We start from the raw sequence: 26,381 nt of genomic DNA on the forward strand, positions 1-26,381 counted from the left end.
TTTTAAAGTTTAATTCGAGTTTTCTCTTGTCTAAATAAAAAAAAATTCATTTTACAAAAAAAGTCTTGCATCAATTAAGAAACAAGACTTAAAACTTTATTTTTTATCTTATTTAAAAACGACAGCGCCGTATTCTGATTTTATCGAAATATTGGCATTCCCGCCGCTTCCAACTTTTCCTGTATACTTTTTAGTTTGGTCGTATTCGCCGCTCGTTTTACTTGCCGAAACATTCGAGCCATATTTAAAACCTGCATAAGTTGTTGTAACATTAAAGTTTGCTGCGTATCTATCATCAAAACCAACACCTACACCAACATATTCGCCATCAAAAATTAAGTTTTTACAAGCTGGTGTAATTTCGGCAATGTTTAATTTATTGTAACTCATTGCAATATTAGCATCTCCATTTAAAGTACCGAGCGCAACACTTGTATATTCACTTTTTAAAGATAGCTTGCCCACGCTTGCCATTGTTAAACTGCCATAAGCTTGCTTAATTACCGTATTGCCTTTTACGTTATTGATGTTAACCTTTGCATATTCGGCGTTAAGCATTAAATTACCTGCAATATTACCCACAGTTAAACCAGAGCCATACTGTATTTTTAAATCTGCAGATTTACGTATAGAGTTAATATTAACGCCAACATACTGGGCATCCAAATCGATTGTATTTACTGCGCCTATACTTAGTCCGCTACCGTATTGGTGCTTTACAATTGCCGTATTTAAATCTTCGATAGTGGCTTTGCCATACTGTACATTAATATAGTTGTTATTGTTGGATAAATTCCCGGCAGTTAAGTTTCCATATTGTACCTTTAAGGATGTTGGACCTGAAAAATCGCCCATATCAACATTACCATATTGTTGTGAAACCGTTAAAGCATTTACCGATGGCATGTAAACCGTATAATTTACCTTAACTTCTCTTCTCCAGGTTGTAACTCCGTTTTTTACGTTTCTACCATATCGGCCACTTCTATCGCCTACGTTAGTTTTAAAAGAAATAAGATCACCACTCTTTGAGGCATCAATGCTCACCTCATCAATAAGTTTCTGCGCATCACTTTCTGATGTGCTATAGGCTCTTATGTCAACATCAACCTTTACCTCTCTTTTGTCCCAGGTTTTAATTACCATGGCTCCATACTGATTGTTAAGATTAACTTTATCACCATTATCAACGCTGAAACTTTTGCTAAAAGATTTGGAGCGTTCATTATCACCTCCCATTTCCTGAGCATCGTTTGTATAAACATTAACAACGGAAGATGTATTAGATGTTATTTTGGTGTTTACAACCGCATAATTATTATTGGCTGTTGTAATTGATATGTTGGCTTGTTGAGCGTAAGAATTTACGGCGATTGAAGCCACAAAGGCTAATAGTATTGCTTTTTTCATGTTTTTTTTTTTTAAAACACTGTTGCTTAAACCTGCCGGCTGGCCTAAGTTTTAGTGTTATGAGCGCATGTATTTTTATTAACTAAATTTGGTTATCCCTCTTATAATCGTCTACTTGGTTTATTATTGATAATTGTTGCTTTAATAGGTTTAACTGAAGCTCGCGATTTTTAACCATCGCTTTAACTACAAAAACCTGATTTGGTGTATTTGGCAGTTCCGCTTTTAAACGTTCGTAATCTTCATCAAGCTTTTTTAAATCAGCTGTAAATTTTTTGTACAAATCGGGGTTTGTAGAAGCAAAAATTGCCAGGCTATCCCTTTTTTCAGTAATTAAACTCGTAAACTGAATTTCTTTCTTAGCAGCAGCTGCATTTACATCAGCAATTTCTACATCATTATTTTGTGTTCTACCTTTATACAACCAAACTAAACCAAAAACAACTACAATAGCCGCAGCCGTACTCATCCATAAATACAACCTTTTTAGCTTTACCTGTTTTGCAGGTTTTTGCTCATCTAATTGCTTTTCAATTTTTGCCCAAAGCGCAGCCGATGGTTCCATTACATCGAAAGCCTTTCGGTTATCCTTAACAAATGTTTCTAATCTATTATTCATCTCTCATCCCTTTCATTTCTAAAATACTTTTCAATTTCTTTTTCGCCCTCATGTATTGTGTGCGACTCGTATTTTCACTAATTTTTAAAATATGCGATATCTCTTCGTGGTCGTAACCTTCTAACAAATACAAACTCAAAACCACTCTGTAACCATCTGGCAATTGTGTTATGGCTTGTCTAACTTCATCCGCTTGTAATAAAGTTTCGTGTTCATCAAAACTTACTTCATCAGGCACTTCACTAATTTCATCAGTACTTACAAATTCCATTTTTCGCTTACGCAGATAGTTAATGGATTTGTTGATTACAATCTGTTTAAGCCATAAACCGAATGTGGTTTCCTGTCTAAAATCAACAATTCGTGTAAAAGCATCTAAAAACGATTCCTGCAAAACATCTTCTGCTTCCTCTTCGTAATTTAAAATGCGCAAGGCCACGTTATACATCGCCTTTGCATACAGTTTATATAATTCAAACTGCGCTGCCCGGCTGCCCTGCATGCATTCTTTTACTAATTCTAGGTTTTTATCGATGTATACCGTCTCCAAAATTTTGATGATTCTGATTATAAGACATAAGAGATTTTAAAACGTTGCATCAAGGTAGAAAAAAATTAAAGAAACTTCTTTACGCTCATAAATATGTAATTGTTTAAATTTTAGAAAAGCAATTGGAGTAGCTTTTAGGTTATTGTAGCCCCGCATTTCGTTGCAATCTTTTTTAAACTCCTGTCAATCCCTTACACTTGGGTCATTGCGAGGAGGCACGACGTGGTAATCTTTTTCGAACATCCATTAAAAAAGTATTTTTACTACAACCGGGTTTATTTAACTTCTTGTCTACAATAAACTAACCACCCCGCCCTGCGGGCACCCCTCCAAAGGAGGGGAATTGCAAAATGCCCTATTCAATTCATCTTAAATTTTGAAAACACTGAAACAAAGGATTAACTTCATGCCATGGAAACAGATTTAATTATTTCGGAAATAGATGCCATACACAGGAAAATTGATTTAGCATTAGAGCAGAAAGACGTTGGCGCATACGCATATTTTCTTGATGAGAGCATTGATTATAAAAACGCTGACGGAACCATATTAGATAAAGCCGGGCTATTTGAAGAAGTTAAAAGATATTTTGATAGCCTAAAATCGCTAAGCACTTCACATTATCGAATTAAATCATCATTCGATAATGAAATTTTTATCGAAAAAATTGCCAGAAAATCAGTTGTACATCAAAGCAATCTGCTAATATTCACCAAAAAGAAAACCACTCAAACCGAAGAAATTTACCAATGGAAACAATTTGGCCCTGAATGGAAAGTCATATCAATTGAAATTACTTTGGAGGAAAAATATTAAAATGAAAGCTTTCCAATTCCGTGTTTTCTGCGCTTCCGTGGCAAGCAAAACAGCAACATAATTTTACTCAAAACTTTAAAACAAAATCGGTATTTTTGCCGCTCAATTTAGATTACAATATATGTTAAGAACAGTAACTTGTGGTGCGCTAAACCTAAATAACCTAGGCGAAAGTGTAACTCTATGTGGTTGGGTACAAAAATCAAGAGATTTAGGCGGTATGACTTTTATAGACATTCGCGATCGTTATGGCATAACACAGTTAGTTTTTAATATGGATGATAACCGTACGTTATGCGAAGCCGCACGTACGCTTGGCAGAGAGTTTGTAATTAAAGCAACCGGAACCGTTGTAGAACGTAGCAACAAAAACCCTAAAATGTTAACCGGTGATATTGAAATTAAAATTTCGGACTTGGAAATACTTAATGCAGCTAAATTACCTCCGTTTTTAATTGATGATGAAACGGATGGTGGTGATGAGTTGCGTATGAAATACCGTTACCTGGATTTACGTCGTAACCCGGTTAGAAATAACCTGGTTTTACGTCATAAAATGGCACAATCGGTTCGCCGTTATTTAGATGCTTTAGATTTTATCGAGGTAGAAACTCCGGTTTTAATTAAATCTACACCAGAAGGTGCGAGAGATTTCGTTGTACCTAGCCGTATGAACGAAGGCGAGTTTTATGCTTTGCCTCAATCGCCACAAACTTTTAAGCAATTGCTTATGGTTTCAGGTTTCGACAGGTATTTCCAGATTGTTAAATGTTTCAGAGATGAAGATTTAAGAGCAGACCGCCAACCAGAATTTACACAAATCGATTGCGAGATGTCTTTCATCGAGCAGGAAGATATATTAAACACTTTTGAAGGTTTAATCCGTACTCTATTTAAAGAAGTTCGCGATTACGATTTACCTGAAGTACCGCGTATGCAATACGCCGATGCAATGCGCTTGTATGGTTCTGATAAACCAGATACACGTTTCGACATGCAATTTGTAGAGCTGAACGATATTGTAAAAGGAAAAGGCTTCCCGGTTTTTGATAACGCAGAATTGGTTGTTGGTATTAATGCAAAAGGTGCTGCAAGCTATACCCGTAAACAATTAGATGAGTTAACAGATTTTATCAAACGCCCGCAAATAGGTGCAACTGGTTTAATTTACGCCCGCCATAATGATGACGATACCATTAAATCATCAGTAGATAAATTTTTTAACGAAGACGATTTGAAACAATGGAGCGAGGCTTTTGCCACAGAAAAAGGCGATTTAATTTTGGTTCTTGCTGGCTCAACAGATAAAGTTCGTAAGCAATTAAACGAACTTCGTTTAGAAATGGGTAATCGTTTAGGCTTACGTGATAAAAACAAATTTTCGGCACTTTGGGTGTTAGACTTCCCACTGTTAGAATGGGACGAAGAAACTGAACGTTATCATGCCATGCACCATCCTTTCACCTCTCCAAAACCAGAAGATATCGCTTTGCTTGATACTGACCCTAAAAATGTTCGTGCAAATGCTTACGATATGGTTATCAACGGAACGGAAATTGGCGGTGGTTCTATCCGTATTCACGATAGAGCGTTACAAGCTTTAATGTTTAAACATTTAGGTTTTAGTGCAGAAGAGGCTCAAAAACAATTTGGTTTCTTAATGGATGCTTTTGAATTTGGTGCTCCGCCACATGGTGGTATCGCTTTCGGTTTCGACCGTTTAACCTCAATCTTTGCTGGTTTAGATACCATTCGTGATGTAATTGCATTTCCTAAAAATAATTCGGGAAGAGATGTAATGATTGATAGCCCAAGTACAATTGATGAAAAACAATTAAAGGAACTAAAGATTAAGACGGATCTATAGATGGTTCAATAGTTCATTGGTTGATTAGATCATTGGGCTAATCGTACAAGGATTTTGACAATAAAAAAACCCACTTAGCATAATGTTAAGTGGGTTTTTTAGTTTTATCATTTCGGTATAAACTAATGACCAACTAATATTGATGAACCAATGTTACTAATGAACAACTGATACCAATGAACTAGTAAGTTTCACTATCCGGCGGGATGCCATAATCAATAAATTTTTTGTCTTTTTTTTCTTTCTTTTTTCCAAACCAACCTTTAACAGAATTAAAGATTGCAGAAATATGTTCAGCATCAAGTGATTTACCAACTTTTCCTGAAACCAATCCAACAGCTGCTTTAGTTAAAAACCCGGCGCCTCTAAATAAGGTTTTATTCATAAACATTGGTAAAATTAACGACATTGCAGTACCACTAAGATTTAGCTTATCATCAACTTTAAAAAGATTACTAGGCGTAGCATATTTTTTAATCAATGCGCCTAAAGTAAACTGCTTTGCATATTTTTTGGCGTCTGCCTTTAGCAAATTTCCTTTTAGCGTGAAATCTACCTTAAGCTCAAGCTTTCTAGATTGCAAATCTTCGAGAGTGCGAATGTTTTTATATGCGCTCATCTTCTTCCTCCTTATCCGCTAGCTTATCAAAATACTTTCTTATCGCAATATTAATAATTGCCCTTTCTATGTACTTATCTTTAGTTACATAAACCCCAACGGCAAGGAGTATATAAATTAATGATACACAACCAAAACCACGTGTAAAACTACCAAGAACATCAGATAAAAATAACGCCAGCGTAACCGAGCCGAACAGGAAAGCCAAAATAAAGCAAACAATTACGGCAGTATTTGTAACTAAATCTGCAAAAATTTTAGATACTTTTTCTACTAAATAAAGCCTAGTATATTCAATCCTAGCCTCTAAATAGCCCTTCGCATCGTCAACAATATCTTCGATGCTTTTTTCTTTATTTTCTTGCATAGTTTAGATTGAGTAAATGAAACCGGATGCGGGCGCATCCGGCTAAAAATTTATTATGCGTGCTCTACGTCGTCGCTATATTCTTCTTCAACACTTCTCAATTTAGTTTTAATTGAGCTAACTACTTTCTCTTTTAAACTAGAAAGGTTATTAATTTCGTCTGCAGCTTTATCGCGGATAGAATCACCTAAATCTTTTAGAGATTGGCTTAATTTATCACGAGTTTCTTCACCTTTTTCTGGTGCAAATAAAAGACCTAATGCGGCACCTGCAGCTAATCCTGCTAAAAGGGCAACTACAACTTTTGAGTTATCATTCATAATTATCTATTTTAAGGGTTTAACATTACAATATAACGGCGCTATATTATTTTAAGTTAAGCTATAAATCATAACTCAATTTGCTCATTATTTGTTTTAATTCTTTCTAATCTTTCTGAAGCCAGCGTACTGGTTTCATAAATTTTAATGAGCAAAATAAAATAAGATAGCAAAAGCGGACCAAATACTAGTCCAAGTATTCCGAATAAAGGGATACCAATAATTACGCCAATTACTGTAATTATTGGATGTATGTTGCCAACTTTTTTCGCGATTATAAATCTGAGAACGTTATCGATATTAATGATAACTACAAAGCCAAATATTAACATTGCCCAGCCTGCAAAGTTATTTCCATTTGCAATTTGAAATATTGCTGCCGGAACAAATACAACAGGAGGCCCCAATACCGGAACAAACGATATAAATGTAGTAATAACACCCCAAAATACCGGATCTTTATAGCCTAAAACATAAAAAGATAAGCTAACCAAAGAGCCTTGCACAATACAAATTAAACCTTGCCCAATTACATTTGCATAAGTAGTGTTTCGCATTTCATCGCCAAAACGTAATGCATTTTGCTCGCGTAGTGGTGCGTATTTTATTAAAGAAGTTTCAAATTGTTTCCGCTCGATTAGCATAAAGTACAGTAAAAAGTACATCACCAGCAGGCTTAGTACAATATTTATTGCACTCGATATTAATGAAGGAAAAAGTTGGGTTGCCCAGGTACCCAGCCTATTCATCCCATCCTGAATAAGAGTTTCATTTACCTTAAATGGAATAAGATGTTGGATTTTAACTAGTAAGTTTCTAAAAAATATTTCGTTGCTTTTAAGCTCAGATATTTTACTGATGACCATGCTGCTTAAAGCATAAAACGGCAAAATTATAAGCACAATACTAACTGCGATGATAAGAATGGCTACAATTCTTTTATTCCAACCTTTGGTTTCTGCAAGGTATATGTAACCCGGGCGCATGATGGTGTAAAGTACCAGCGTGCTTAATATGGCACTAAAAATTCCTTGCAAAGAGTACGCAATTAAAAGCCCCAATGCTATTATTATAACAAGGTTGATGTTATTGCGTTGCTTATAAGAAAATACCGACATAAGGTTGTGTTGCTTAGTACTTTCTAAAGATGAAAAACAGAATAATTGTTTTTGCTGATTTAAGATTTAATTTTGGTCATCAATCTTAATAGCTTTAATTTTATTATACAATGTTTTTCTATCAATATTCAAGATTTTTGCAGCTTTGGTTTTATTAAAATTTACTTCTTTCAAAACCCTTAGTATCGTATCATATTCGGCTTCCTGAGCTGCATTTTTTAAATCTTTTGGTTTATCGCTTTGCTTAAGTTTTACCTGTGTTAAAACTTCATCCCTATCGTAATCTCTAACATAGTTAGATAATTCTAATGGCAAAACATCTACCTGAATTTCGTTGCCCTCTGTTAATAGCGCAACACGTCTGATAACGTTTTTCAGCTCCCGAACGTTTCCTGGCCAATTGTAATTTAAAAAGCACTCTTTTACTGCAGGAGAAAAGCCCTTTATATTTTTTCCTAATTCCTCATTCGCTACCGTTAAAAAATTCTCGGCAAAAACTAAAATATCTTTACCACGCTTTTTTAAAGATGGAATATGAATAGAAAACTCATTAAAGCGGTGGTATAAATCTTCTCTAAAAGTTCCTTTTGAAATATTTTCGACTAAATTTTCGTTTGTTGCAACGATAATTCTTACATCTAAATCTATTTCTTTAGTGCTCCCAATGCGCTTAACCTTACGCTCTTGTACAGTTCTTAAAAGTGTAGCTTGAATTTCGTACGATAAATTTCCGATTTCATCAAGAAACAAGGTACCACCATTAGCCTGCTCAAAATGCCCGATTTTAGTATACAATGCACCGGTAAATGCGCCTTTTTCATGACCAAAAAATTCGCTTCCGGCAAGTTCTTTTGTTAATGAACCGCAATCCATTGCAATAAATGGCTTATCTTTTCTTAAACTATTTAAATGGATGGTTTTTGCAACGTATTCTTTACCCGTACCACTTTTACCGGTTAAAATTATGCTATATGATGTTGGGGCAATTAAATGTATTTGTTTTAACAAGGTTTTAGAAACATCACTCATGCCATCAATATAATCGCTGTGGTTAATGTACTCTTGTTCGGTATTTTTATTATTGCTGCCTTTTGTATTTTTTACTACTACATTTTCATTTAAAGCACGTTGGGTTTCAAGCGCTTTATTAATCGTATTTAAAATTTCATCAGGGTAAAGTGGTTTTGTTATATAATCGTAAGCGCCTAACTTAATTAGCTCAACGGCTAGTTTAATATCGCTGTAACCTGTAATAATAATAACACCAGTTGTAGGGTAATTTTCCTTTATTTTGATAAGAATTTCCCGCCCGTCAGTATCATCCAATCTATAATCGCATAATACCAAATCGAAAGTTTGCGTAGTTAGGATATCCATTGCAGAATTACCTGTAATGGCATTAGCTACCTCAAACCCGTTTCGGGTTAAAAATTTAGACAATAAAAGGCCAATATTTACCTCATCGTCAATTATCAATATCTTTTTTTTCATAAGGTGAGAATCGTAGTACATAATTAGGGAAAATATTTCAAAACGGGAAATTTTTTCTACACTAAATACCAGATTCTCATAGAATTAATAATACGAAGACTACTTACCAGTAAATTTCCCCGGTCTTTTTTCAATAAAAGCTTTTACACCTTCTTTAAAATCATCCGTATCAAAGCATTTTCCAAAGGCTTCAATTTCAACATTATAGCCAGATTGATTTATTGAAGCATTTACCGCTTTAATTGCACCAGCTACTGCAAGAGGTGCTCTTTGCTTTACAAAGCCTAAAATTTCTTCAGCTTTGCTAATTAAATCGGCCTTTGGCACAACATAATTTACCAGACCAATCTTCCCGGCTTCTTCTGCCGATATCATATTTGCAGTAATAATCATTTCTATAGCCTTACCTTTACCAACCAATTGGGTAAGCCTTTGCGTGCCGCCATAACCAGGTATTAAACCTAAATTAACTTCGGGTAAACCTAATCTGGCATTATCTGCTGCCAACCTAATGTGGCAAGCCATTGCCAACTCTAAACCGCCACCTAAGGCAAAACCATTAATGGCGGCAATAAATGGTTTAGAAGAATTTTCAATCGCATTAAAAATATTTTCTTGTCCTTTTCTTGCCAATTCCTCACCTTGTTTTCCGTTGTAATCAGAGAATTCTTTTATATCTGCACCCGCAACAAAGGCTTTTTCGCCAGCACCGGTAATAATTACACCTCTAACATCGTTGGTTTTTTCAGCATACTCAATTACATCGGCAAGTTCCGTTAATGTATCTTTATTTAATGCATTAAGCGCCTTTTCCCGGTTAATCGTTATATATAAAATATTTTCTTTTACTTCTGATATTAAATTTTGATATGCCATCGCTTAAAAATTTCTGTTTTCTGTAACCCAATTTTGAATATACTCTACAATGCTTGCCATTGTTGTTCCTGGAGGAAATAATTCCCCAACACCCAAATCTGCCAACTTTTTTCTATCTGCTTCGGGGATAATTCCGCCGCCTGTTAAAAGTACATTATCAAGCTGTTTCTCTTTCATAAAATGAATAATTTTCGGGAAAACCGTCATGTGTGCACCAGATAAAATCGAGACGCCAATAGCATCTACATCTTCCTGTAATGCAGTGTTAACCACCATTTCAGGTGTTTGGCGAAGCCCGGTATAAATCACTTCCATACCGGCATCTCTTAAGGAAGTTGCAATTACTTTTGCGCCACGGTCGTGCCCATCAAGCCCAACTTTTGCCACCAAAACGCGTATTGGCCTGTTTAATACTTTGCTCATAATGAATATTAAGTTGATGTAAATGTATTGATTTTGATGTTCAAATTAATCATTAACTAAAACAACCAGAATTGCTCTAATCTTTTTACCTTTGCATTCCTAATTTACAGGTTTTTATGAGTGAAGAAAAGTCATTGAACTTTATTGAAGAAATTGTTGAGAACGACTTAAATAGTGGTAAGTATGAAACCCTGGTTACGCGTTTCCCGCCTGAACCAAATGGTTATTTACACATTGGCCACGCAAAAGCGATATGCTTAAACTTCGGACTAACACAAAAATACGGCGGTTATACTAATCTACGTTTTGACGATACCAATCCGGTTACCGAAAAAACCGAATACGTTAACAGCCAGCAAGAAGATATTAAATGGTTAGGTTTTAACTGGAAAAATGAATTATATGCATCAGATTATTTTGATGAGTTATATTCTTTTGCTGTAAAACTTATCGAAAAAGGTTTAGCTTATGTTGATGAAAGTTCTGCTGAAGAAATTGCAGCATTAAAAGGCACACCAACAGAACCCGGACAAGATAGCCCTTATCGCAGCCGTAGCGTTGAAGAAAATTTGGACCTTTTCACCAAAATGAAAAACGGCGAATTTGCCGATGGCGCTTATATTCTGAGAGCTAAAATCGATATGGCGAGTCCGAATATGTTAATGCGTGATCCAATTATTTATCGCATCAAACATGCCGAACACCACCGTACCGGTAACAAATGGTGCATTTACCCAATGTATGATTTTGCTCACGGCCAAAGTGATAGTATTGAACACATTACACACTCTATCTGTACTTTAGAATATGTTTCGCACCGCGAATTGTACGATTGGTTTATCGAGAAATTAGAGATTTTTCCATCAAAACAATATGAATTTGCTCGTTTAAACCTTACTTCAACAGTAATGAGTAAACGTAAATTACTGCAATTAGTAAACGAAAACTTAGTTAGCGGCTGGGACGACCCACGCATGCCTACAATTTCTGGCTTGCGCAGAAGAGGTTTTACACCAAAAAGTATTCGTGAGTTTTGCGAACGTATTGGTATTGCAAAACGCGAAAATTTAATCGAACTAAGTTTATTAGAATTCTGTATTCGCGAAGATTTAAATAAAACGGCTAATCGTGTAATGGCAGTTTTAGATCCGATTAAACTAATCATCACTAACTACGAAAAAGGAACTGAAGATTTAATCGGAGAAAATAATCCTGAGGCAGAAGATGGAGGTGGTACACGTGTTATTCCTTTTAGCAAAGAACTTTGGATTGAGCGTGAAGATTTTATGGAAGTACCTGCGAAGAAATGGTTCCGTTTGGCACCTGGCGCAATGGTTCGTTTAAAATTTGCCTACATTGTTAAGTGCGAAGATTTTGTTAAAGATGAAAATGGAAATGTAACTGAAATTCATTGTACGTATATTCCAGAATCGAAAAGTGGAAGCGATACAAGTGGCATTAACGTTAAAGGAACAATCCATTGGGTAAGTGCGCAACACGCAAAAACTGCAGAAATTCGTTTATACGATAGATTATTTACTTCTGAAACACCAGATGCTGAAGAAGGCGATTTTAAAGATTATTTGAATCCGGAAAGTTTAACGGTTTTACCAAACGCATATATCGAACCTGCTTTAGCTGATGCAGATTTGGATGGACGTTATCAATTTATTCGTAAAGGATATTTCTGCTTAGATAAAGATTCTACAGCCGATAAATTGGTTTTTAATAGAACTGTTACGCTGAAAGATACTTTTAAAAAGCCGAATTAAAGCCCCACCCAACCCTCCCCGGAAGGGAGGGCTTAAGCAATAGCGTTAAACAAATTTAAAGCCCTACATAGTTCTCTCCAAAGAGAGGAGAGAGATTGTTTAAATAGCCGAATTAAAAGCCCACCCAACCCTCCCCGGAAGGGAGGACTTAAGAAATAGCGTTAAACAAATTAGAAGCCATGCATAGTTCTCTCCAAAGAGAGGAGAGAGATTGTTTAAGTAGCCGAATTAAAAGCCCCACCCAACCCTCCCCAGAAGGGAGGGCTAAAAAAATTAATACTTCAAATAAAGATTATAAAGCACCAAAATATCAACCGGTGTAAGTTTTTTACTTATATCAGTTTGTATGAAATGTATTTTAAAGGCTTCAATGGCGGCCGGTAAGTTTGTGGTGTTGTAACCAATATATCTCAGTGCTTTTTCTGTGTCGAAATCAGCTGGTGGATTTTTCAAAATCGAATCGTACCAAAAACCAAAACCCTTATCTGCTAATTTTTTCCAAGGGAAGTTTTTCGGGTCGTTTTTACGACCTGGTGCAATATCTGCATGCCCGATAAAATTTGCTGTTGGAATATTGTAGGTTTTCTTTAACGTTGCCAAAAGCTTTATCAGGCTATTAATCTGAGCATCTTGCCAAACATCGCCAATACCGTTATTATCTAATTCTATACCTATTGAAGAGGAATTTAAGTCGGTATCTTTGCCCCATTTGCTTACACCCGCATGGTTTGCACGCAGGTAATCGTTAACCATGTGCACAACCTTACCATCGCGACTAATTACATAATGTGCGCTTGTACCCGCTTTTGTAGAGTGAAATGTTTTAATGGTTTGATTTAAACTATCTTGCGCAGTATGATGAATAACTACAAAATTAGGCTTTCTGATGCCGAAATTCACAGAACCAACCCATTGCTGATTGTTGGTGTTTAATGAATCGTACAACTGTCCGGCTGGAGGCGTTGCCTTTATAATTTCTGAAAAATCCTTTGCTTTTTGCTTATAAACCTTTTCGGTTACGGCATATTTACTTGTGCTACATGATGTTACAAGCATTGCAGAAATAATGACTATTGAAGAAGAAAGTTTCGAGATTTTAAACGAAAACATATTTGCTTTTGTTAATGTAGTAAAACGACAAAGTTATAGTAAACATCCTCCAAATCATCAAAATTATTCAAAGCTTTTAAATTTTACTAATTTAGCGGCCTTATCCATTTTAAAATGAAGAATTTATACAAATCGAATATACTTTTAATATCGTTGGTGGCTAGTGTTTTTGCAGCCTGCAACGGAAATAATACCACAGAAACCAATAAACCCGTTGCCGTTCAAAAAGATAGCTTAACAGATTATGTTGCACAGCGCTTACCGATTTACGAACGTGTAAAGCTTTCTACAGACCTTAATAGTTTAAGCGTAAGCGACCGTAAAATTTTGCCTTTGCTTATACAGGCTGCAGAAATTATGGATGAGCTTTTCTGGAAACAAACTTACCCGCAAAAAGACAGTTTACTTGCGACCATTAAAGATGAAAAAACACGTGAATTTTTTGCTATAAACTATGGACCTTGGGATAGATTAAACAACGATAAACCTTTTGTTAATGGTGTTGGCGCTAAACCCGATGGCGCATCATTTTACCCGGCTGGAATGACTAAAGAGGAGATTGAAAAATCTAATCTGAAAGATAAGTTTGGAGCTTACTCGGTGGTAAGAAAAGACAGTACAGGTAATTTAACTACTATTCCTTATCATGTTTTATTTGCTGCGGAATTGCAAAGAGCTTCATCTTTACTTAAACAAGCGGCATTAATTACTGAAGATGCTGGATTAAAAAAATATTTAAACTTAAGGGCCGATGCATTAGTGAGCGATAATTTTACAGCGAGCGATTACGCCTGGCTAGACATGAAAACCAATGGTTTGGACATTATTATTGGTCCGATTGAAAATTATGAAGACAAACTTTTTAACGCCCGTACCAGCTACGAAGCTTATGTTTTGGTTAAAGATGCAGCGTGGAGCAAGCGCTTAGCTAAATATGTTGCCATGTTACCGGAGTTGCAGAAAAATTTACCTGTTGCCGCAAAATACAAAGCCGAAAAACCTGGTACTGATTCAGAATTGAATGCTTATGACGTAGTTTATTATGCCGGCGATTGCAATTCAGGCTCAAAAACCATCGCCGTTAATTTGCCCAACGATGAAAAAATTCAGCAGGAAAAAGGAACCCGCCGTTCGCAATTAAAAAATGCGATGAGAGCAAAATTTGATAAGATTTTAGTGCCCATTTCGAAAGAACTTATTGAGGCTGAACAGCAGAAATACATAAAGTTTGATGCCTTTTTCGCAAATGTAATGTTTCATGAAGTTGCGCATGGTTTAGGCATTAAAAAAACCATTAGCGGTAAAGGTTTTGTGCGTGAAGCTTTGCAAGAGCAATTTAGTTGGTTAGAAGAAGGTAAAGCCGATATTTTAGGCTTATACATGGTAACGGGTTTACTAAAAAAAGGAGAACTGCAAGGCGATATTAAAGATTATTATACCACTTTTATGGCCGGCATTTTACGCTCTGTTCGCTTTGGTGCGGCAAGCGCACATGGAAAAGCCAATATGCAGTGCTTTAATTACTTTAAAGAAAAAGGTGCCTTTGAACGTTCGGCTTCGGGGGCTTACCGGGTAAATTATGAAAAATTTGCTACCGCGATGAACGATTTGAGTGCATTCATTATTACACTACAAGGCAATGGCGATAAAACTGCTGTTGCAAAAGCACAAAAAGAAAAAGCAAATATTTCTACTGAATTGCAGAGTGATTTAGATAGACTTATGAAAAAGAACATTCCGGTTGATGTTGTTTTTGAGCAAGGTGTTGACGTTCTTGGAATGAAATAATTTTTATAACCCGTATTTGAAGCCGCAGCTTTTACAGATTTTTACTGTAAACCTGCGGCTTTTTTATGCAGTGATTTTTGTTAACTAAGCCTGACAGTAGCGGAAATACTTTTGGTTTGTAGAAGCTTAAATACATAGTATGAAAGGGCCACCAAAAGATTATAGCAAATGGCAGGGCTGAAAAAGCCATAAACCACTGATATTCACTTTCAAGAAAATTACAGTACAACCTTTTTTAAAATTCTTGTAACCTTTTAAAAAAACGGTCGTCTTACTTATAACTGAGCAAAAGAAACCTTTCCGTTTCTGAACTAAACTTAAAATTAAAGCATGCGATTAAAGCCCATGAAAATGGCGCTATGGAAATTGTTTTGCCATTTTTTAGCCGATTAAAATTTATACAAATGAAGAACCTATACAAAATTGCACTAATATTAACAGCCATTTTTTCTTACGGAAAAAGTTTTGCCCAAGTAACTCCTAAAGCAAATATAACAGGCACTATTATAGATGAAAATAAAAAACCAGCAGATTATGTAACCGTTGTACTCTACGCCGCAGCAGATTCTAGCGTGGTTAAAACCGCTTTTACAGACCCAACAGGTATCTTCAGTTTCTCGGTAAACACGAAAGGAAACTACTTTTACAAAGCAAGTAGCATGGGTTATGCTGCCATAAAAAGCAAAACACTTACCATGGGCGATGACCAGAAAATAGATTTTGGAACTGCTCAATTGGTATCAACAAGTCAGAATTTAAAGGAAGTTACCGTTGCAGCAACTGTTCCTTTAATTGAGCGAAAAATGGATAGAACGGTTATGAATGTTTCTAACAGTTCAACCGCTGTTGGCTCCACTGCTTTAGAATTACTACAAAAAGCACCAGGAGTAAATGTAGATCAGAATGATAACATTTCGATGCAAGGCAAACAAGGTGTAATGATTCAGATTGATGGTAAGCAAACATACATGAGCAATGCAGATGTTGCCACTTTGCTTAAAAGTATGCAAAGTTCGGAGATAGAAACAATTGAACTTATAACTAATCCATCAGCTAAGTATGATGCAGCAGGAAATTCGGGAATTATTAATATTAAAACAAAGAAAAATAAAGGTGGCGGTACAAACGGAAGCGTAAATGCGGCTTTTGGTAGAGGAAAAAGGTTTAGAGAGAGTGCCGGTGGAAATATAAATCACCGCACAAAATCTGTTAATTTATTTGGCAATTACAGCTACTATAATAATACCCGGGTTACCGATTTAACAATAGATAGAATCGCTAATGCTTCAGTAGGCGACAGATATTTTTCTCAATTGAGCACTTTCGAAAGAAAAAATGATGGCCATAATTATAAAGCCGGAGCAGATTTTTTCTTAAATAAAAACAATACGCTTGGAGTATTAATTACTGGTTATACTGGCATAAGTAATGAAGGTTCTGTTAATAAAACCAATATCGGTGCATCATTTACCCAAAGAGATTCATCTGTTTTGGCCAATAATATAATTCGTAATAAATACAGCAACATTTCGTACAATTTAAACTATAAATCTGTTTTAGATACCGCCGGACAAGAAATTACGATAGATTTAGATTATGGCAGGTATAAAGGAAATGATGATGCAGATTACGTTAGTGATTACTTTTTTAAGAATGGAGGCTTAATCAGACCTACAGTTATTACCAGAAATATTACGCCATCATTAATAAATATAAAAGCATTTAAAGTTGATTATGCCTTGCCTTTAAAAAAGCAAATGAAGTTAGAAGCAGGCTTAAAAAGCAGTTGGGTTACAACAGATAACAATTTAATTGCAGAGCGATTTGTAAACAACAACTGGCAAAACAATCAGTTGTTAAGCAATCAATTTATTTACGATGAGAATGTTAACGCCGCTTATGTAAACTTTAACAAGCAATTTAAAACAACAAGTGTGCAGTTGGGTTTAAGAGCCGAACAAACCAATTCAAAGGGCAATTCAATAACCACAAATAAAGTTATAGATAGAAGTTACTTAAACTTTTTTCCTAGCGTGTTTATAAATCAAGTGCTAGATAAAAATAACGACATCAATCTGTCGTACAGTCGCCGAATTGATAGACCAAGCTACGATGCTTTAAATCCTTTTGTGTACTTTCTCGATCAATATACTTACAACCAGGGCAATCCATTTCTAAATCCACAGTACACTAACAATTTCGAATTTACCTATCTATTAAAGAAAAAATACTCAGTTACTTTAAATTATAGCCGCACTACTGATGTGATTACCGAAGTATTGCTTCCTGATAATGAAAAGCAGGCTTTGTATCAAACCAATGAAAATATTGCCACACAAAATGCTTATTCTTTAGTCTTAAATGCGCCCGTTAAATTTGTTAAATGGTGGAATAGTAATAACAGCTTAAACATTTTTCACATCGGCTTTAAAGCGCCAGATTTAGCCGGTCAAAAACTCGATAATAAAAGCACATCATTTCAATTTAAATCTCAGCATACCTTTAATATTCAACCAGGCTTATCTGCAGAATTAATGTTTAGATATGATAGTCCGGTTACCTTTGGCGTAATGGAAATCGGCACGAGATATGGTTTTGATGCTGGCTTTAGCAAGTCGTTATTTAACAAAAAAGCGAGTTTAAAATTGGCTGCAACAGATATTTTTAATACGCAGATTAATAGAATTAAAAGTGCTTTCCCAGGCTTATCATATTCACTTTATGGCAATAACGACAGGCAATATGTTAGCTTAAGCTTTACTTATCGTTTTGGCAAAAATGAAATTAAACCTGCCAGAAACAGAAGCACCGGTTTAGAAGCAGAGCAAGGTAGAATGAAAAACTAAATTATAAATCCTTTGAAAAGCAAAAGCCCGGCTACAAACATCGTTAGCCGGGCTTTTTGCTTAATCTATTAAATTATTTCTGCAGTGCTAAGTCAAGAAGTATCCCTGCCTGCGGCATGTAGTGTTTTATCGGTTGCAGATGCTTCGTGCCTCAGCATGACATTGTTAATGAAGTTGGTGCAAATTTAAAAGGATATCGCTTCAATCCCGTTTATAAACAAAATTTATTGCTGCTATTAACGGTTGCAAATTGGCAATAGCGAACAATCAGAAAACAAAAAAAGGGCGATGTTTCCATCGCCCTTTGCTATTATTTACTCAAATACATCGATTTATCTTTGTAAAGCTTGCGGAAGTAAGGGTCTTCCAAATCTTTAATGAAACGTATAGCTTCACCAGTAGATTTCATTTCCGGACCTAATTCTTTCGTCACTTCAGGGAATTTCTCATAAGAAAAAACCGGTTCTTTAATTGCGTAACCTTTTAATTTACGTTCGATGGTGAAATCTTTCAATTTCGCAACACCCAACATAATTTTAGCCGCAATATTAATGTAAGGAACATCGTAAGCTTTCGCAATAAATGGAACCGTTCGCGAAGCTCTTGGATTGGCTTCAATTACATAAACCTTCTCATCTTTAATTGCAAACTGAATGTTTAATAACCCTCTAACATCTAAAGCTTTGGCAATTTTAACAGAGTATTCTTCCATCGCCTTAGTTACTTTTTCAGATAAACTAAAAGTTGGCAATACTGCAAACGAATCTCCTGAGTGAATACCTGCGGGCTCAATATGCTCCATCATACCAACAATGTGAACATCATCACCATCAGAAATCGAATCAGATTCTGCTTCTTCTGCTCTATCTAAAAAATGGTCAATTAACACGCGATTGCCTGGCAAATCGCCTAATAATTTTACTACTGCTTTTTCAAGGTCTTCATCATTAATTACAATGCTCATGCCTTGTCCGCCTAATACATAACTAGGGCGCACTAAAACCGGATAACCAACTTCGTTTGCAACTACAATTGCTTCTTCTGCATTTTCTGCAACACCGTAACGTGGATATGGAATATCTAACTCTTTTAACAAATCAGAGAAACGACCGCGGTCTTCGGCTATATCCATGTTCTCGAAAGAAGTACCGATAATTTTAATGCCTTTTTCTTTAAGTTTCTCAGCCATTTTCAAAGCTGTCTGACCGCCTAATTGAACAATAACACCTTCAGGTTTTTCTAAATCGATAATCTCACGAACATGTTCCCAAAAAACCGGCTCGAAATAAAGTTTATCAGCCATGTTAAAATCGGTAGAAACCGTTTCAGGGTTACAGTTAACCATAATGGCTTCAAAACCGGTTTCTTTAGCGGCAAGTAAACCGTGTACGCAAGAGTAATCAAACTCTATACCCTGGCCAATACGATTCGGACCAGAACCTAAAACAATTACTTTTCTTTTATCAGAAGGTTTCGATTCGTTTTCTTCATCAAATGATGAGTAATAATATGGTGTTTGAGCCGGGAACTCCGCAGCGCAGGTATCTACCATTTTATAAACTCTTTTTATACCAAGCTCTTTTCTACGGTCGTAAACTTCATCTTCTGTTACATTACCCAATAACCAGGCAATTTGTATATCAGAGAAACCTTTTTGTTTCAGCGTGAAGAAGAAATCCTGAGGAATATTATTTAAAGAGTATCTTTTCAGCTCAACCTCCAAAGCCACAAGCTCTTGAATTTGATTTAAGAACCATTTATCAATTTTAGTAACCTTACGGATTGATTCCAAAGGCACACCCATCGTCATGGCATCTTTTATTAAGAATAAACGGTTCCAAGAAGCATGCTCCAAACCGTCCATAATATCTTCAATGTTGCGTACTTGCCTTCCATCTGCGCCTAAACCTGCACGGCCAATTTCTAAACTCTGACAAGCTTTTTGTAAAGCTTCGATGAACGTACGGCCAATTGCCATAACCTCACCTACAGATTTCATTTGCAAACCTAATTCTTTGTTAGCACCTTTAAATTTATCAAAATTCCAACGTGGAACTTTAACGATAACATAATCTAAAGTAGGTTCAAAATATGCTGAAGTTGTTTTGGTAATTTGATTTTCGATTTCATCTAAGTTGTAACCGATAGCCAACTTCGCTGCAATTTTAGCGATTGGATAACCAGTGGCTTTACTTGCTAACGCTGATGAACGAGAAACTCGAGGATTAATTTCGATGGCAATGATATCATCATTAGCTGGATTAACCGAGAACTGAACGTTACAACCACCAGCAAAAGTTCCGATGGCACGCATCATTTTTATAGCCTGGTTACGCATTTCCTGGTAACAACGGTCAGATAATGTCATAGCCGGTGCAACCGTAATCGAGTCTCCGGTGTGGATACCCATTGGGTCGAAGTTTTCGATTGAACAAATGATAATTACATTATCATTGCTATCTCTTAATAACTCCAGCTCATATTCTTTCCAACCTAAAACTGCTTGCTCTACTAATACTTCATGCGTTGGAGAAGCTTCTAAACCACGTTTTAAGGCAGCGTCAAACTCTTCTTTTTTGTGTACAAAACCACCTCCGGAACCACCCAAAGTATAGGATGGGCGAATTACCAACGGAAAACCAATTTGTTGTGCGGCTTCTTTACCTTCTAAAAACGAGTTCGCAATTTTAGATGGTGCTACACCTACGCCTATATCAACCATTAACTGGCGGAAAGCTTCACGATTTTCAGTTTTTTCGATAGCTGCTACATCAACGCCGATAACTTTAACGCCGTATTTTTCCCAAACACCGCGTTCTGATGCCTCAACACAAAGATTTAACGCAGTTTGTCCGCCCATTGTAGGCAATACTGCATCAATTCTTGGTAAATCCGGCGAGTCGATGTGCTCCTGTAAAATAACCTCAATCGAATCAACAGTTAACGGACGAAGATATACATGGTCGCCAATTACTTTATCCGTCATAATGGTAGCCGGATTAGAGTTGATGATTGAAACCGTAATTCCCTCTTCTTTTAAAGAAAGGGCCGATTGAGAACCCGAATAATCAAATTCGCAGGCTTGACCAATAATAATTGGGCCCGATCCGATAATTAGTACTGATTGTATGGAAGTGTCTTTAGGCATGATAAAGCTTAAACAATGATTAAAATTCTAAAGTTGTTAACCTTTTCAGGTGAAGAAGCAAGGAGGTTTTTTGCTTTTGAGGAGGAAAATCCCAACTGTTCTGTCGGGATGCAAAGATACACCTTTAGATATTATTTTAAGCCTATTTTTTAAAATAAAAAAGAGGATTTAAGAAACCCTCTTTTTAAACTTTTCTTTTGCAAAAACTGCTATTGCTGTAATTTTATTTCGCCTAAATCGGTTGTAGAACTATCTTTTACGGCTACATTTTCAATCGTTGCATCTTTATAAGGTGCACTGCCTTTAATCCATACTTTGTAAACTCCTTCTTTTAGATTAATAAAAGTAAAAGAGCCCTGGTTTAAATCGGCTTTTAAAGTATCTGTTCCGGCAACTAATGCCACATCAGCCACGCCACTTGCAGGTGTAATCTTTCCGGTAATGCCCCCAAGTTTAATATTGGTAAATGCGAAGATTGCAACACTAATCATCAGCAATGCTGCAATAAATATATTTTGCTTTCTCATAGTTCTCAAATTAAGATTCGCCAAATTTTTAAAAAGTTAAATTATGTTAAATACAAACGCTTAAAAACACTAAAAAGTTTATAATAATGCATTATAATTTAAACACTGTACCAAATCTTGTACATGGAAATATGTACCTCACACTACAATTGATGAAGAATTTATTGCCATTATAGTCTTTTTTAATTTGATTTTAATTGGGCAGTCATGTTTAAGTCACGAATGACTGAAATGAATACTATTGGCAACAATCTTGTAATAAGCTCATCGTATTTGCGTTTTGTAAATACTTTAGAGTTCGATCTAAAGCTTCCTCAGCGGCTTAGTTACCCGCAAAAGAGGATTTCTTCATAAATAGTTTGTTTGGTTTATTATCCGGTCAGAGGAGCCCTCCTCGACCGGATTTTTTCTTTAATGTGGTTTTTGTTTCTATTTTTGAAATACATGACAATTGCCACAACCTCTTTCTTCGATTTTTTGATTAACCAATTTATACAAACATCAATTCTAGAATGGTTTGCTGTAATTACAGGCTTTATTTGCATCTATCTTGCAGCCAAAGAGAGCATTTGGAATTGGCCAATATCATTAATAAGTGTTACTTGCTATGGCTTCTTGTTTTTTAGAGAAGCTATGTATGGCGACATGACTTTACAAGTCTATTTTTTGTTTACCGGAGTTTATGGCTGGTATTATTGGCTCAGCAAAAAAGAGGAAATTCAAAAACCAATTACAACACTCAAGCCCAAAGGTTGGTTTCTTGCCATTTTATTCATAACTGGCCTTAGCGTACTGTTAGGGTGGTTTATGGCAAACTACACCAATAGTACAGTGCCTTATGCCGATGGTTTTTGCACATCAATAAGCTTTGTAGCACAAATTTTGTTAACGAGAAAAGTATTACAGAACTGGCTTTTATGGGTTTTTGCAAATGCTTGTTATGTACCATTATTTATTTACAAGCATTTAAATTTAAGTGCAATATTATATTTTGTACTAATTATTATCGCCTATAATGGCTATCGGGATTGGAGAAAAAAATATCGTGAACAAGAAAATTAAAAAGATAGCAATAGTTGGCCCGGAAAGCACCGGAAAATCGACCATGTCGAAATATTTATCTAAGTACTATAATGTATCGTGGGTACCAGAATATGCCCGTTATTATTGTGCCAACCTCGAAGCGCCATATACTTTACAAGATGAGCTGAATATGTACTATGGGCAAATTTCTCTTGAAGATGCCATCCTAAACATCACAAAAAATGATTTCATCATCTGCGATACCACATTTATAACAGTAAAAATATGGAGTGATGAAATGCTTGGTGAAACGCCGCAAATTGTTACCGATGCCTTACCCGAAAGACCGTATGATTTATACCTTTTAATGGATATAGATTTGCCCTGGCAGGATGATCCGCTACGGGACTTCCCCAACCAGCGAGAATATTTTATGAAAATTTGGCATAAAGAATTAAAGGCTTTGAACGCAAATTATAAAGTTATAAATGGTTTGGGCGAGGAACGCGAACAGAACGCTATTAACGCTATTGATAAATTTTTAGCATTATAGATTTTGGAAAGCACTGCCCATACAAATTAGGTTAATTTCTTCCCGCCCCCGCTTCTGCCCCACCGAAAAGTTGGGGACATCTCGCTATGGTCGCCTGCCTGCCGAAGGCAGGGGTTTAGGAGGCAAAAATAGTTGCGCAGTTTAATGTAAGAAAAGCCTGATTGACGCTGAAATCTTTTTGTTGCAGCTAAACTTTAATATACTGTCATGCTGAGGCAGGAAGCATCCGCAACCGATGAAGCAGATTCTTCGTTCCTCAAATAACAAGAGATAAAAAAAGTTGCAGCAAAAAGCAAGACTATCGAAACCGAAGAACCACTAAAATTGCTTTTTTAAAAAAAGACGAGCGTATTTTGAACAATAATTAACATATTTTTCTACATTTGCCACATCATTAGGGGTGCCTTGTTTTAAATAACACAAAAACGGGCTGAGATCATACCCATTTTAATGTTTTAAGTTAAACGTTATAAGTAATAAGTTGAGCGACTTAAAACTTAGAACCTACAACTTAGAACTTTAAATGCACCTGATCCGGGTAATGCCGGCGTAGGGATTGGAGTTATGGAAGTTTAACTGAAATCGGGAGTACCCCTATTTCCGATGGGTTTAACTAAAAAACAAAAACATTGAAAAAACTACTTTTTGCGGTTTTAACTGCAATGCTGCCATTTTTTGCATTGGCACAATTTTCTGTTACGGGTAAAGTTACAGACAACAATCAAAAAGCCTTACCAGGCGCAACAATCAAGGTTAAAAACTCAAAAATCACGGTATCTGCCGATGAAAATGGAAATTTTACCATTGGAAATTTATCGAGCGGAAAACATGTGATTTCTGCGAGTTACCTCGGCTATAAATCAACAGAAAATGTAGTTGATTTAAACCAAAACCTAAATTTAAACTTTACGTTATCTGCTCAAAGTTTTCTTGCCGAAGAAGTTGTGGTTAGGGCAACGAGGGCAAACGAAAAATCGGCAACTACTTATAAAAACGTAAGCAAAGCCGAAATTCAGGAGAATAACTTCGGGCAGGATTTACCTTTTATTTTGCAAAACACGCCAGGTGTTGTAGTAAATTCTGACGCTGGCGCAGGTGTTGGCTATACCGGTATCCGCATCCGCGGTAGCGATAACAGCCGGATAAATGTTACGGTTAATGGCATTCCAATTAACGATAGTGAAAGTCAGGGTACATTTTACGTTAACATGCCTGATTTTGCTTCATCTGTAGATAACATACAGATTCAGCGTGGCGTGGGTACATCTACAAATGGCGCAGGTGCATTTGGTGCGAGTTTAAACATTCAAACTACAGGCAGCGAAATGGAACCTTATGCCGAATTAAACAACACCTACGGCAGCTTCGACACCTGGAAAAATACAGTAAAAGTGGGTACAGGCTTAATTAACAATCGCTTTAGTTTCGATGGGCGCTTATCCAGAATTAGTTCTGATGGTTATGTTGATAGAGGTTCTTCATTGCTGAAATCTTACTTTTTATCTGGTGCGTACCATGGTAATAAAGATTTGCTTCGTATAAATGTTTTTGCTGGCGCAGAAAAAACCTATCAATCGTGGAACGGTATTCCAGAATCGAGGTTAAATAATGATGTTGCCGGTATGCAGTCTTACATTGCTAGAAATGAACTGAACGCGGATGATGCAGCCAATCTTTTAAACTCCGGCAGAACGTACAATAGCTTTACCTATAATAATCAAACCGATAATTATTGGCAAAATCATTATCAATTGATTTACGCAAGGCAACTTACCGATAAGTTTTCGTTTAATGGTGCATTACATTATACTCAGGGCGAAGGTTATTACGAAGAATACAGAGCAAACAACCGATTAAGCGACTATGGTTTAAATCCGGTAGTAATTGGCGGCACAACAATTTCACGTACAGATTTAATCCGTCGCCGTTGGTTAGACAACGATTTTTATGGCGCAACCTATTCATTTAATTATGTGCCTCAAAAAAACCTAAATTTTACGGTTGGTGGTGCATACAACGAATACAAGGGTGCGCATTTCGGACAAATTATCTGGGCGCAATACGCATCTAATGGAAATATAGACAGGCATTATTATGATAACGATGGTTTCAAAACCGACTTTAACATCTATGGCAAAGTGAATTACAGTCCGGTTGAGGCTTTGAGTTTATTCGCCGATTTACAATACCGCCGTGTGTATTACGATATTTTAGGAACTGAGAATAAGCTGAACTTTTTATCTATAAATGATAAGCTAAATTTCTTTAATCCCAAAATCGGGGCAACTTATTTCATCAATACAGAAAGCAATTTGTATGTGTCTTTTAGTGTGGCCAATAAGGAACCAAATCGCGATGATTATACGGATGCCGCAGCCGGAACATTCCCTAAAGCAGAGCAATTGAACGATTTAGAGTTGGGCTATCGCTTTAAAAACAGTAAGCTTAATTTAGGCGCCAATGCTTATGGTATGTTTTACAAAAATCAGCTCGTTGTAACCGGAAAGATTAATGATACCGGAGGTAATTATCGCCAAAATGTCGATAACAGTTATCGTTTAGGTATCGAACTGGATGGTTCATACACATTTAATAAATTTTTTGCTTTAAATGCGAATGCTGCTTTTAGCAGAAATAAAATAAAAAACTTTATTGAGTATTACGATGATTATGATAATGGTGGCCAGGTTGTAAATAATTATGAATTAACAGATATTTCTTATTCGCCTGCTGCAGTGCTTTTTGGTGAAATTGTATACAAACCAATTAAAGGTTTTGCCATTGCACTACAGAGTAAATATGTAAGCAAGCAATATTTAGATAATACCCAAAATAACGATAGAACCATTAACGGATACTGGGTTAACAACGCTCGTTTAGGTTATAATTTTAAATTTGCCGGTGTTAAAAATGTAAACCTGGGCTTATTGGTTAATAACTTATTAAATAAAAAATACGAAAGTAACGGATATACATACGGCTATCTTTTAGGTGGAAGCAGAACAACAGAAAATTTCTTTTATCCTCAAGCCGGCACTAATTTCTTGTTAAATTTGAACGTTAAGTTTTAATAAAACTATGATTTCGTCATTGCAAGGCTCCAAGCAATCCCAATCAATAGATTGCTTCGTGCCTCGC

At 36.1% G+C, this 26,381-nt stretch carries 21 protein-coding genes and 1 riboswitch; of the genes, 8 read left to right on the forward strand and 13 right to left on the reverse strand.

Annotated features, from left to right (window positions below; all coding sequences use genetic code 11):
• Positions 1-108 precede the first annotated feature (108 nt).
• The 3 genes from LUA86_RS10635 to LUA86_RS10645 all read right to left on the reverse strand — a co-directional run bounded on the left by LUA86_RS10635 (position 109) and on the right by LUA86_RS10645 (position 2,579).
• Complete coding sequence (locus LUA86_RS10635) at positions 109-1,410, reverse strand: hypothetical protein (protein WP_231460606.1); 1,302 nt, start codon at positions 1,408-1,410, stop codon at positions 109-111.
• A gap of 82 nt (positions 1,411-1,492) precedes the next feature.
• On the reverse strand, positions 1,493-2,029 hold the full coding sequence (locus tag LUA86_RS10640) for a hypothetical protein (protein WP_231460607.1): 537 nt from the start codon (positions 2,027-2,029) through the stop codon (positions 1,493-1,495).
• Entirely contained in the window at positions 2,022-2,579 is a 558-nt protein-coding gene (locus LUA86_RS10645; protein WP_231460608.1) for an RNA polymerase sigma factor, read from the reverse strand. The genes LUA86_RS10640 and LUA86_RS10645 overlap by 8 nt, the downstream gene beginning before the upstream one ends.
• 411 nt (positions 2,580-2,990) lie before the next feature.
• On the opposite strand from LUA86_RS10645, the gene LUA86_RS10650 reads away from it, so the two are divergent.
• The gene (locus LUA86_RS10650) at positions 2,991-3,395 is read left to right on the forward strand and encodes a hypothetical protein (protein ID WP_231460609.1); all 405 of its coding nucleotides are present in this window, start codon (positions 2,991-2,993) and stop codon (positions 3,393-3,395) included.
• A gap of 121 nt (positions 3,396-3,516) precedes the next feature.
• Positions 3,517-5,262, forward strand: a complete 1,746-nt coding sequence (aspS, locus tag LUA86_RS10655) for an aspartate--tRNA ligase (protein ID WP_231460610.1) — start codon at positions 3,517-3,519, stop codon at positions 5,260-5,262.
• Positions 5,263-5,443: 181 nt separating this feature from the next.
• On the opposite strand, the gene LUA86_RS10660 is transcribed toward aspS, so the two are convergent.
• From LUA86_RS10660 to LUA86_RS10690, 7 genes are all read right to left on the reverse strand, one after another.
• Positions 5,444-5,881, reverse strand: a complete 438-nt coding sequence (locus tag LUA86_RS10660) for a hypothetical protein (RefSeq protein ID WP_231460611.1) — start codon at positions 5,879-5,881, stop codon at positions 5,444-5,446.
• Positions 5,868-6,248, reverse strand: coding sequence for a phage holin family protein (locus LUA86_RS10665; RefSeq protein ID WP_231460612.1), 381 nt, complete (start codon positions 6,246-6,248; stop codon positions 5,868-5,870). Before LUA86_RS10665 ends, LUA86_RS10660 begins: the two co-directional genes overlap by 14 nt.
• A 53-nt stretch (positions 6,249-6,301) precedes the next feature.
• Positions 6,302-6,568, reverse strand: a complete 267-nt coding sequence (locus LUA86_RS10670; RefSeq protein ID WP_231460613.1) for a YtxH domain-containing protein — start codon at positions 6,566-6,568, stop codon at positions 6,302-6,304.
• A 68-nt stretch (positions 6,569-6,636) separates the two neighbouring features.
• On the reverse strand, positions 6,637-7,686 hold the full coding sequence (locus LUA86_RS10675; protein WP_231460614.1) for an AI-2E family transporter: 1,050 nt from the start codon (positions 7,684-7,686) through the stop codon (positions 6,637-6,639).
• 66 nt (positions 7,687-7,752) lie between these two features.
• Positions 7,753-9,177 (reverse strand): sigma-54 dependent transcriptional regulator, encoded by a 1,425-nt coding sequence (locus LUA86_RS10680; protein WP_231460615.1) that lies wholly within the window; start codon positions 9,175-9,177, stop codon positions 7,753-7,755.
• 99 nt (positions 9,178-9,276) lie between these two features.
• The gene (locus LUA86_RS10685; RefSeq protein WP_231460616.1) at positions 9,277-10,053 is read right to left on the reverse strand and encodes an enoyl-CoA hydratase/isomerase family protein; all 777 of its coding nucleotides are present in this window, start codon (positions 10,051-10,053) and stop codon (positions 9,277-9,279) included.
• A 3-nt stretch (positions 10,054-10,056) separates the two neighbouring features.
• Positions 10,057-10,476, reverse strand: a complete 420-nt coding sequence (locus LUA86_RS10690; protein ID WP_231460617.1) for a cobalamin B12-binding domain-containing protein — start codon at positions 10,474-10,476, stop codon at positions 10,057-10,059.
• 116 nt (positions 10,477-10,592) lie between these two features.
• Between LUA86_RS10690 and LUA86_RS10695 the strand changes: the two genes are divergently transcribed.
• The gene (locus LUA86_RS10695; RefSeq protein WP_231460618.1) at positions 10,593-12,248 is read left to right on the forward strand and encodes a glutamine--tRNA ligase/YqeY domain fusion protein; all 1,656 of its coding nucleotides are present in this window, start codon (positions 10,593-10,595) and stop codon (positions 12,246-12,248) included.
• 273 nt (positions 12,249-12,521) lie between these two features.
• On the opposite strand, the gene LUA86_RS10700 is transcribed toward LUA86_RS10695, so the two are convergent.
• On the reverse strand, positions 12,522-13,358 hold the full coding sequence (locus tag LUA86_RS10700; protein WP_231460619.1) for an N-acetylmuramoyl-L-alanine amidase: 837 nt from the start codon (positions 13,356-13,358) through the stop codon (positions 12,522-12,524).
• 114 nt (positions 13,359-13,472) lie between these two features.
• Here LUA86_RS10700 and LUA86_RS10705 point away from each other — a divergent pair, with 114 nt between their 5' ends.
• Entirely contained in the window at positions 13,473-15,146 is a 1,674-nt protein-coding gene (locus tag LUA86_RS10705) for a Zn-dependent hydrolase (protein WP_231460620.1), read from the forward strand.
• 404 nt (positions 15,147-15,550) lie between these two features.
• On the forward strand, positions 15,551-17,992 hold the full coding sequence (locus LUA86_RS10710) for an outer membrane beta-barrel protein (RefSeq protein WP_231460621.1): 2,442 nt from the start codon (positions 15,551-15,553) through the stop codon (positions 17,990-17,992).
• A gap of 310 nt (positions 17,993-18,302) precedes the next feature.
• On the opposite strand, the gene carB is transcribed toward LUA86_RS10710, so the two are convergent.
• Both carB and LUA86_RS10720 read right to left on the reverse strand, forming a co-directional pair.
• Positions 18,303-21,140, reverse strand: a complete 2,838-nt coding sequence (carB, locus tag LUA86_RS10715) for a carbamoyl-phosphate synthase large subunit (RefSeq protein ID WP_231460622.1) — start codon at positions 21,138-21,140, stop codon at positions 18,303-18,305.
• A 209-nt stretch (positions 21,141-21,349) separates the two neighbouring features.
• A complete protein-coding gene (locus LUA86_RS10720; protein WP_231460623.1) occupies positions 21,350-21,667 on the reverse strand; it encodes a carboxypeptidase-like regulatory domain-containing protein in 318 nt (105 codons plus the stop codon).
• A 444-nt stretch (positions 21,668-22,111) separates the two neighbouring features.
• Between LUA86_RS10720 and pnuC the strand changes: the two genes are divergently transcribed.
• The 3 genes from pnuC (at position 22,112) to LUA86_RS10735 (ending at position 26,314) form a co-directional block, all read left to right on the forward strand.
• Positions 22,112-22,729: a nicotinamide riboside transporter PnuC gene (gene pnuC / locus LUA86_RS10725; protein ID WP_231460624.1), complete on the forward strand. Its 618-nt coding sequence runs from the start codon at positions 22,112-22,114 to the stop codon at positions 22,727-22,729.
• On the forward strand, positions 22,713-23,243 hold the full coding sequence (locus LUA86_RS10730; protein ID WP_231460625.1) for an AAA family ATPase: 531 nt from the start codon (positions 22,713-22,715) through the stop codon (positions 23,241-23,243). Before pnuC ends, LUA86_RS10730 begins: the two co-directional genes overlap by 17 nt.
• A 436-nt stretch (positions 23,244-23,679) precedes the next feature.
• A riboswitch (TPP riboswitch) is annotated at positions 23,680-23,816 on the forward strand.
• A 56-nt stretch (positions 23,817-23,872) separates the two neighbouring features.
• Positions 23,873-26,314 (forward strand): TonB-dependent receptor, encoded by a 2,442-nt coding sequence (locus tag LUA86_RS10735; protein WP_370634358.1) that lies wholly within the window; start codon positions 23,873-23,875, stop codon positions 26,312-26,314.
• Positions 26,315-26,381 lie beyond the last annotated feature (67 nt).

Source organism: Pedobacter sp. Leaf132 (genome assembly GCF_920984695.1).
Taxonomy (GTDB): domain Bacteria; phylum Bacteroidota; class Bacteroidia; order Sphingobacteriales; family Sphingobacteriaceae; genus Pedobacter.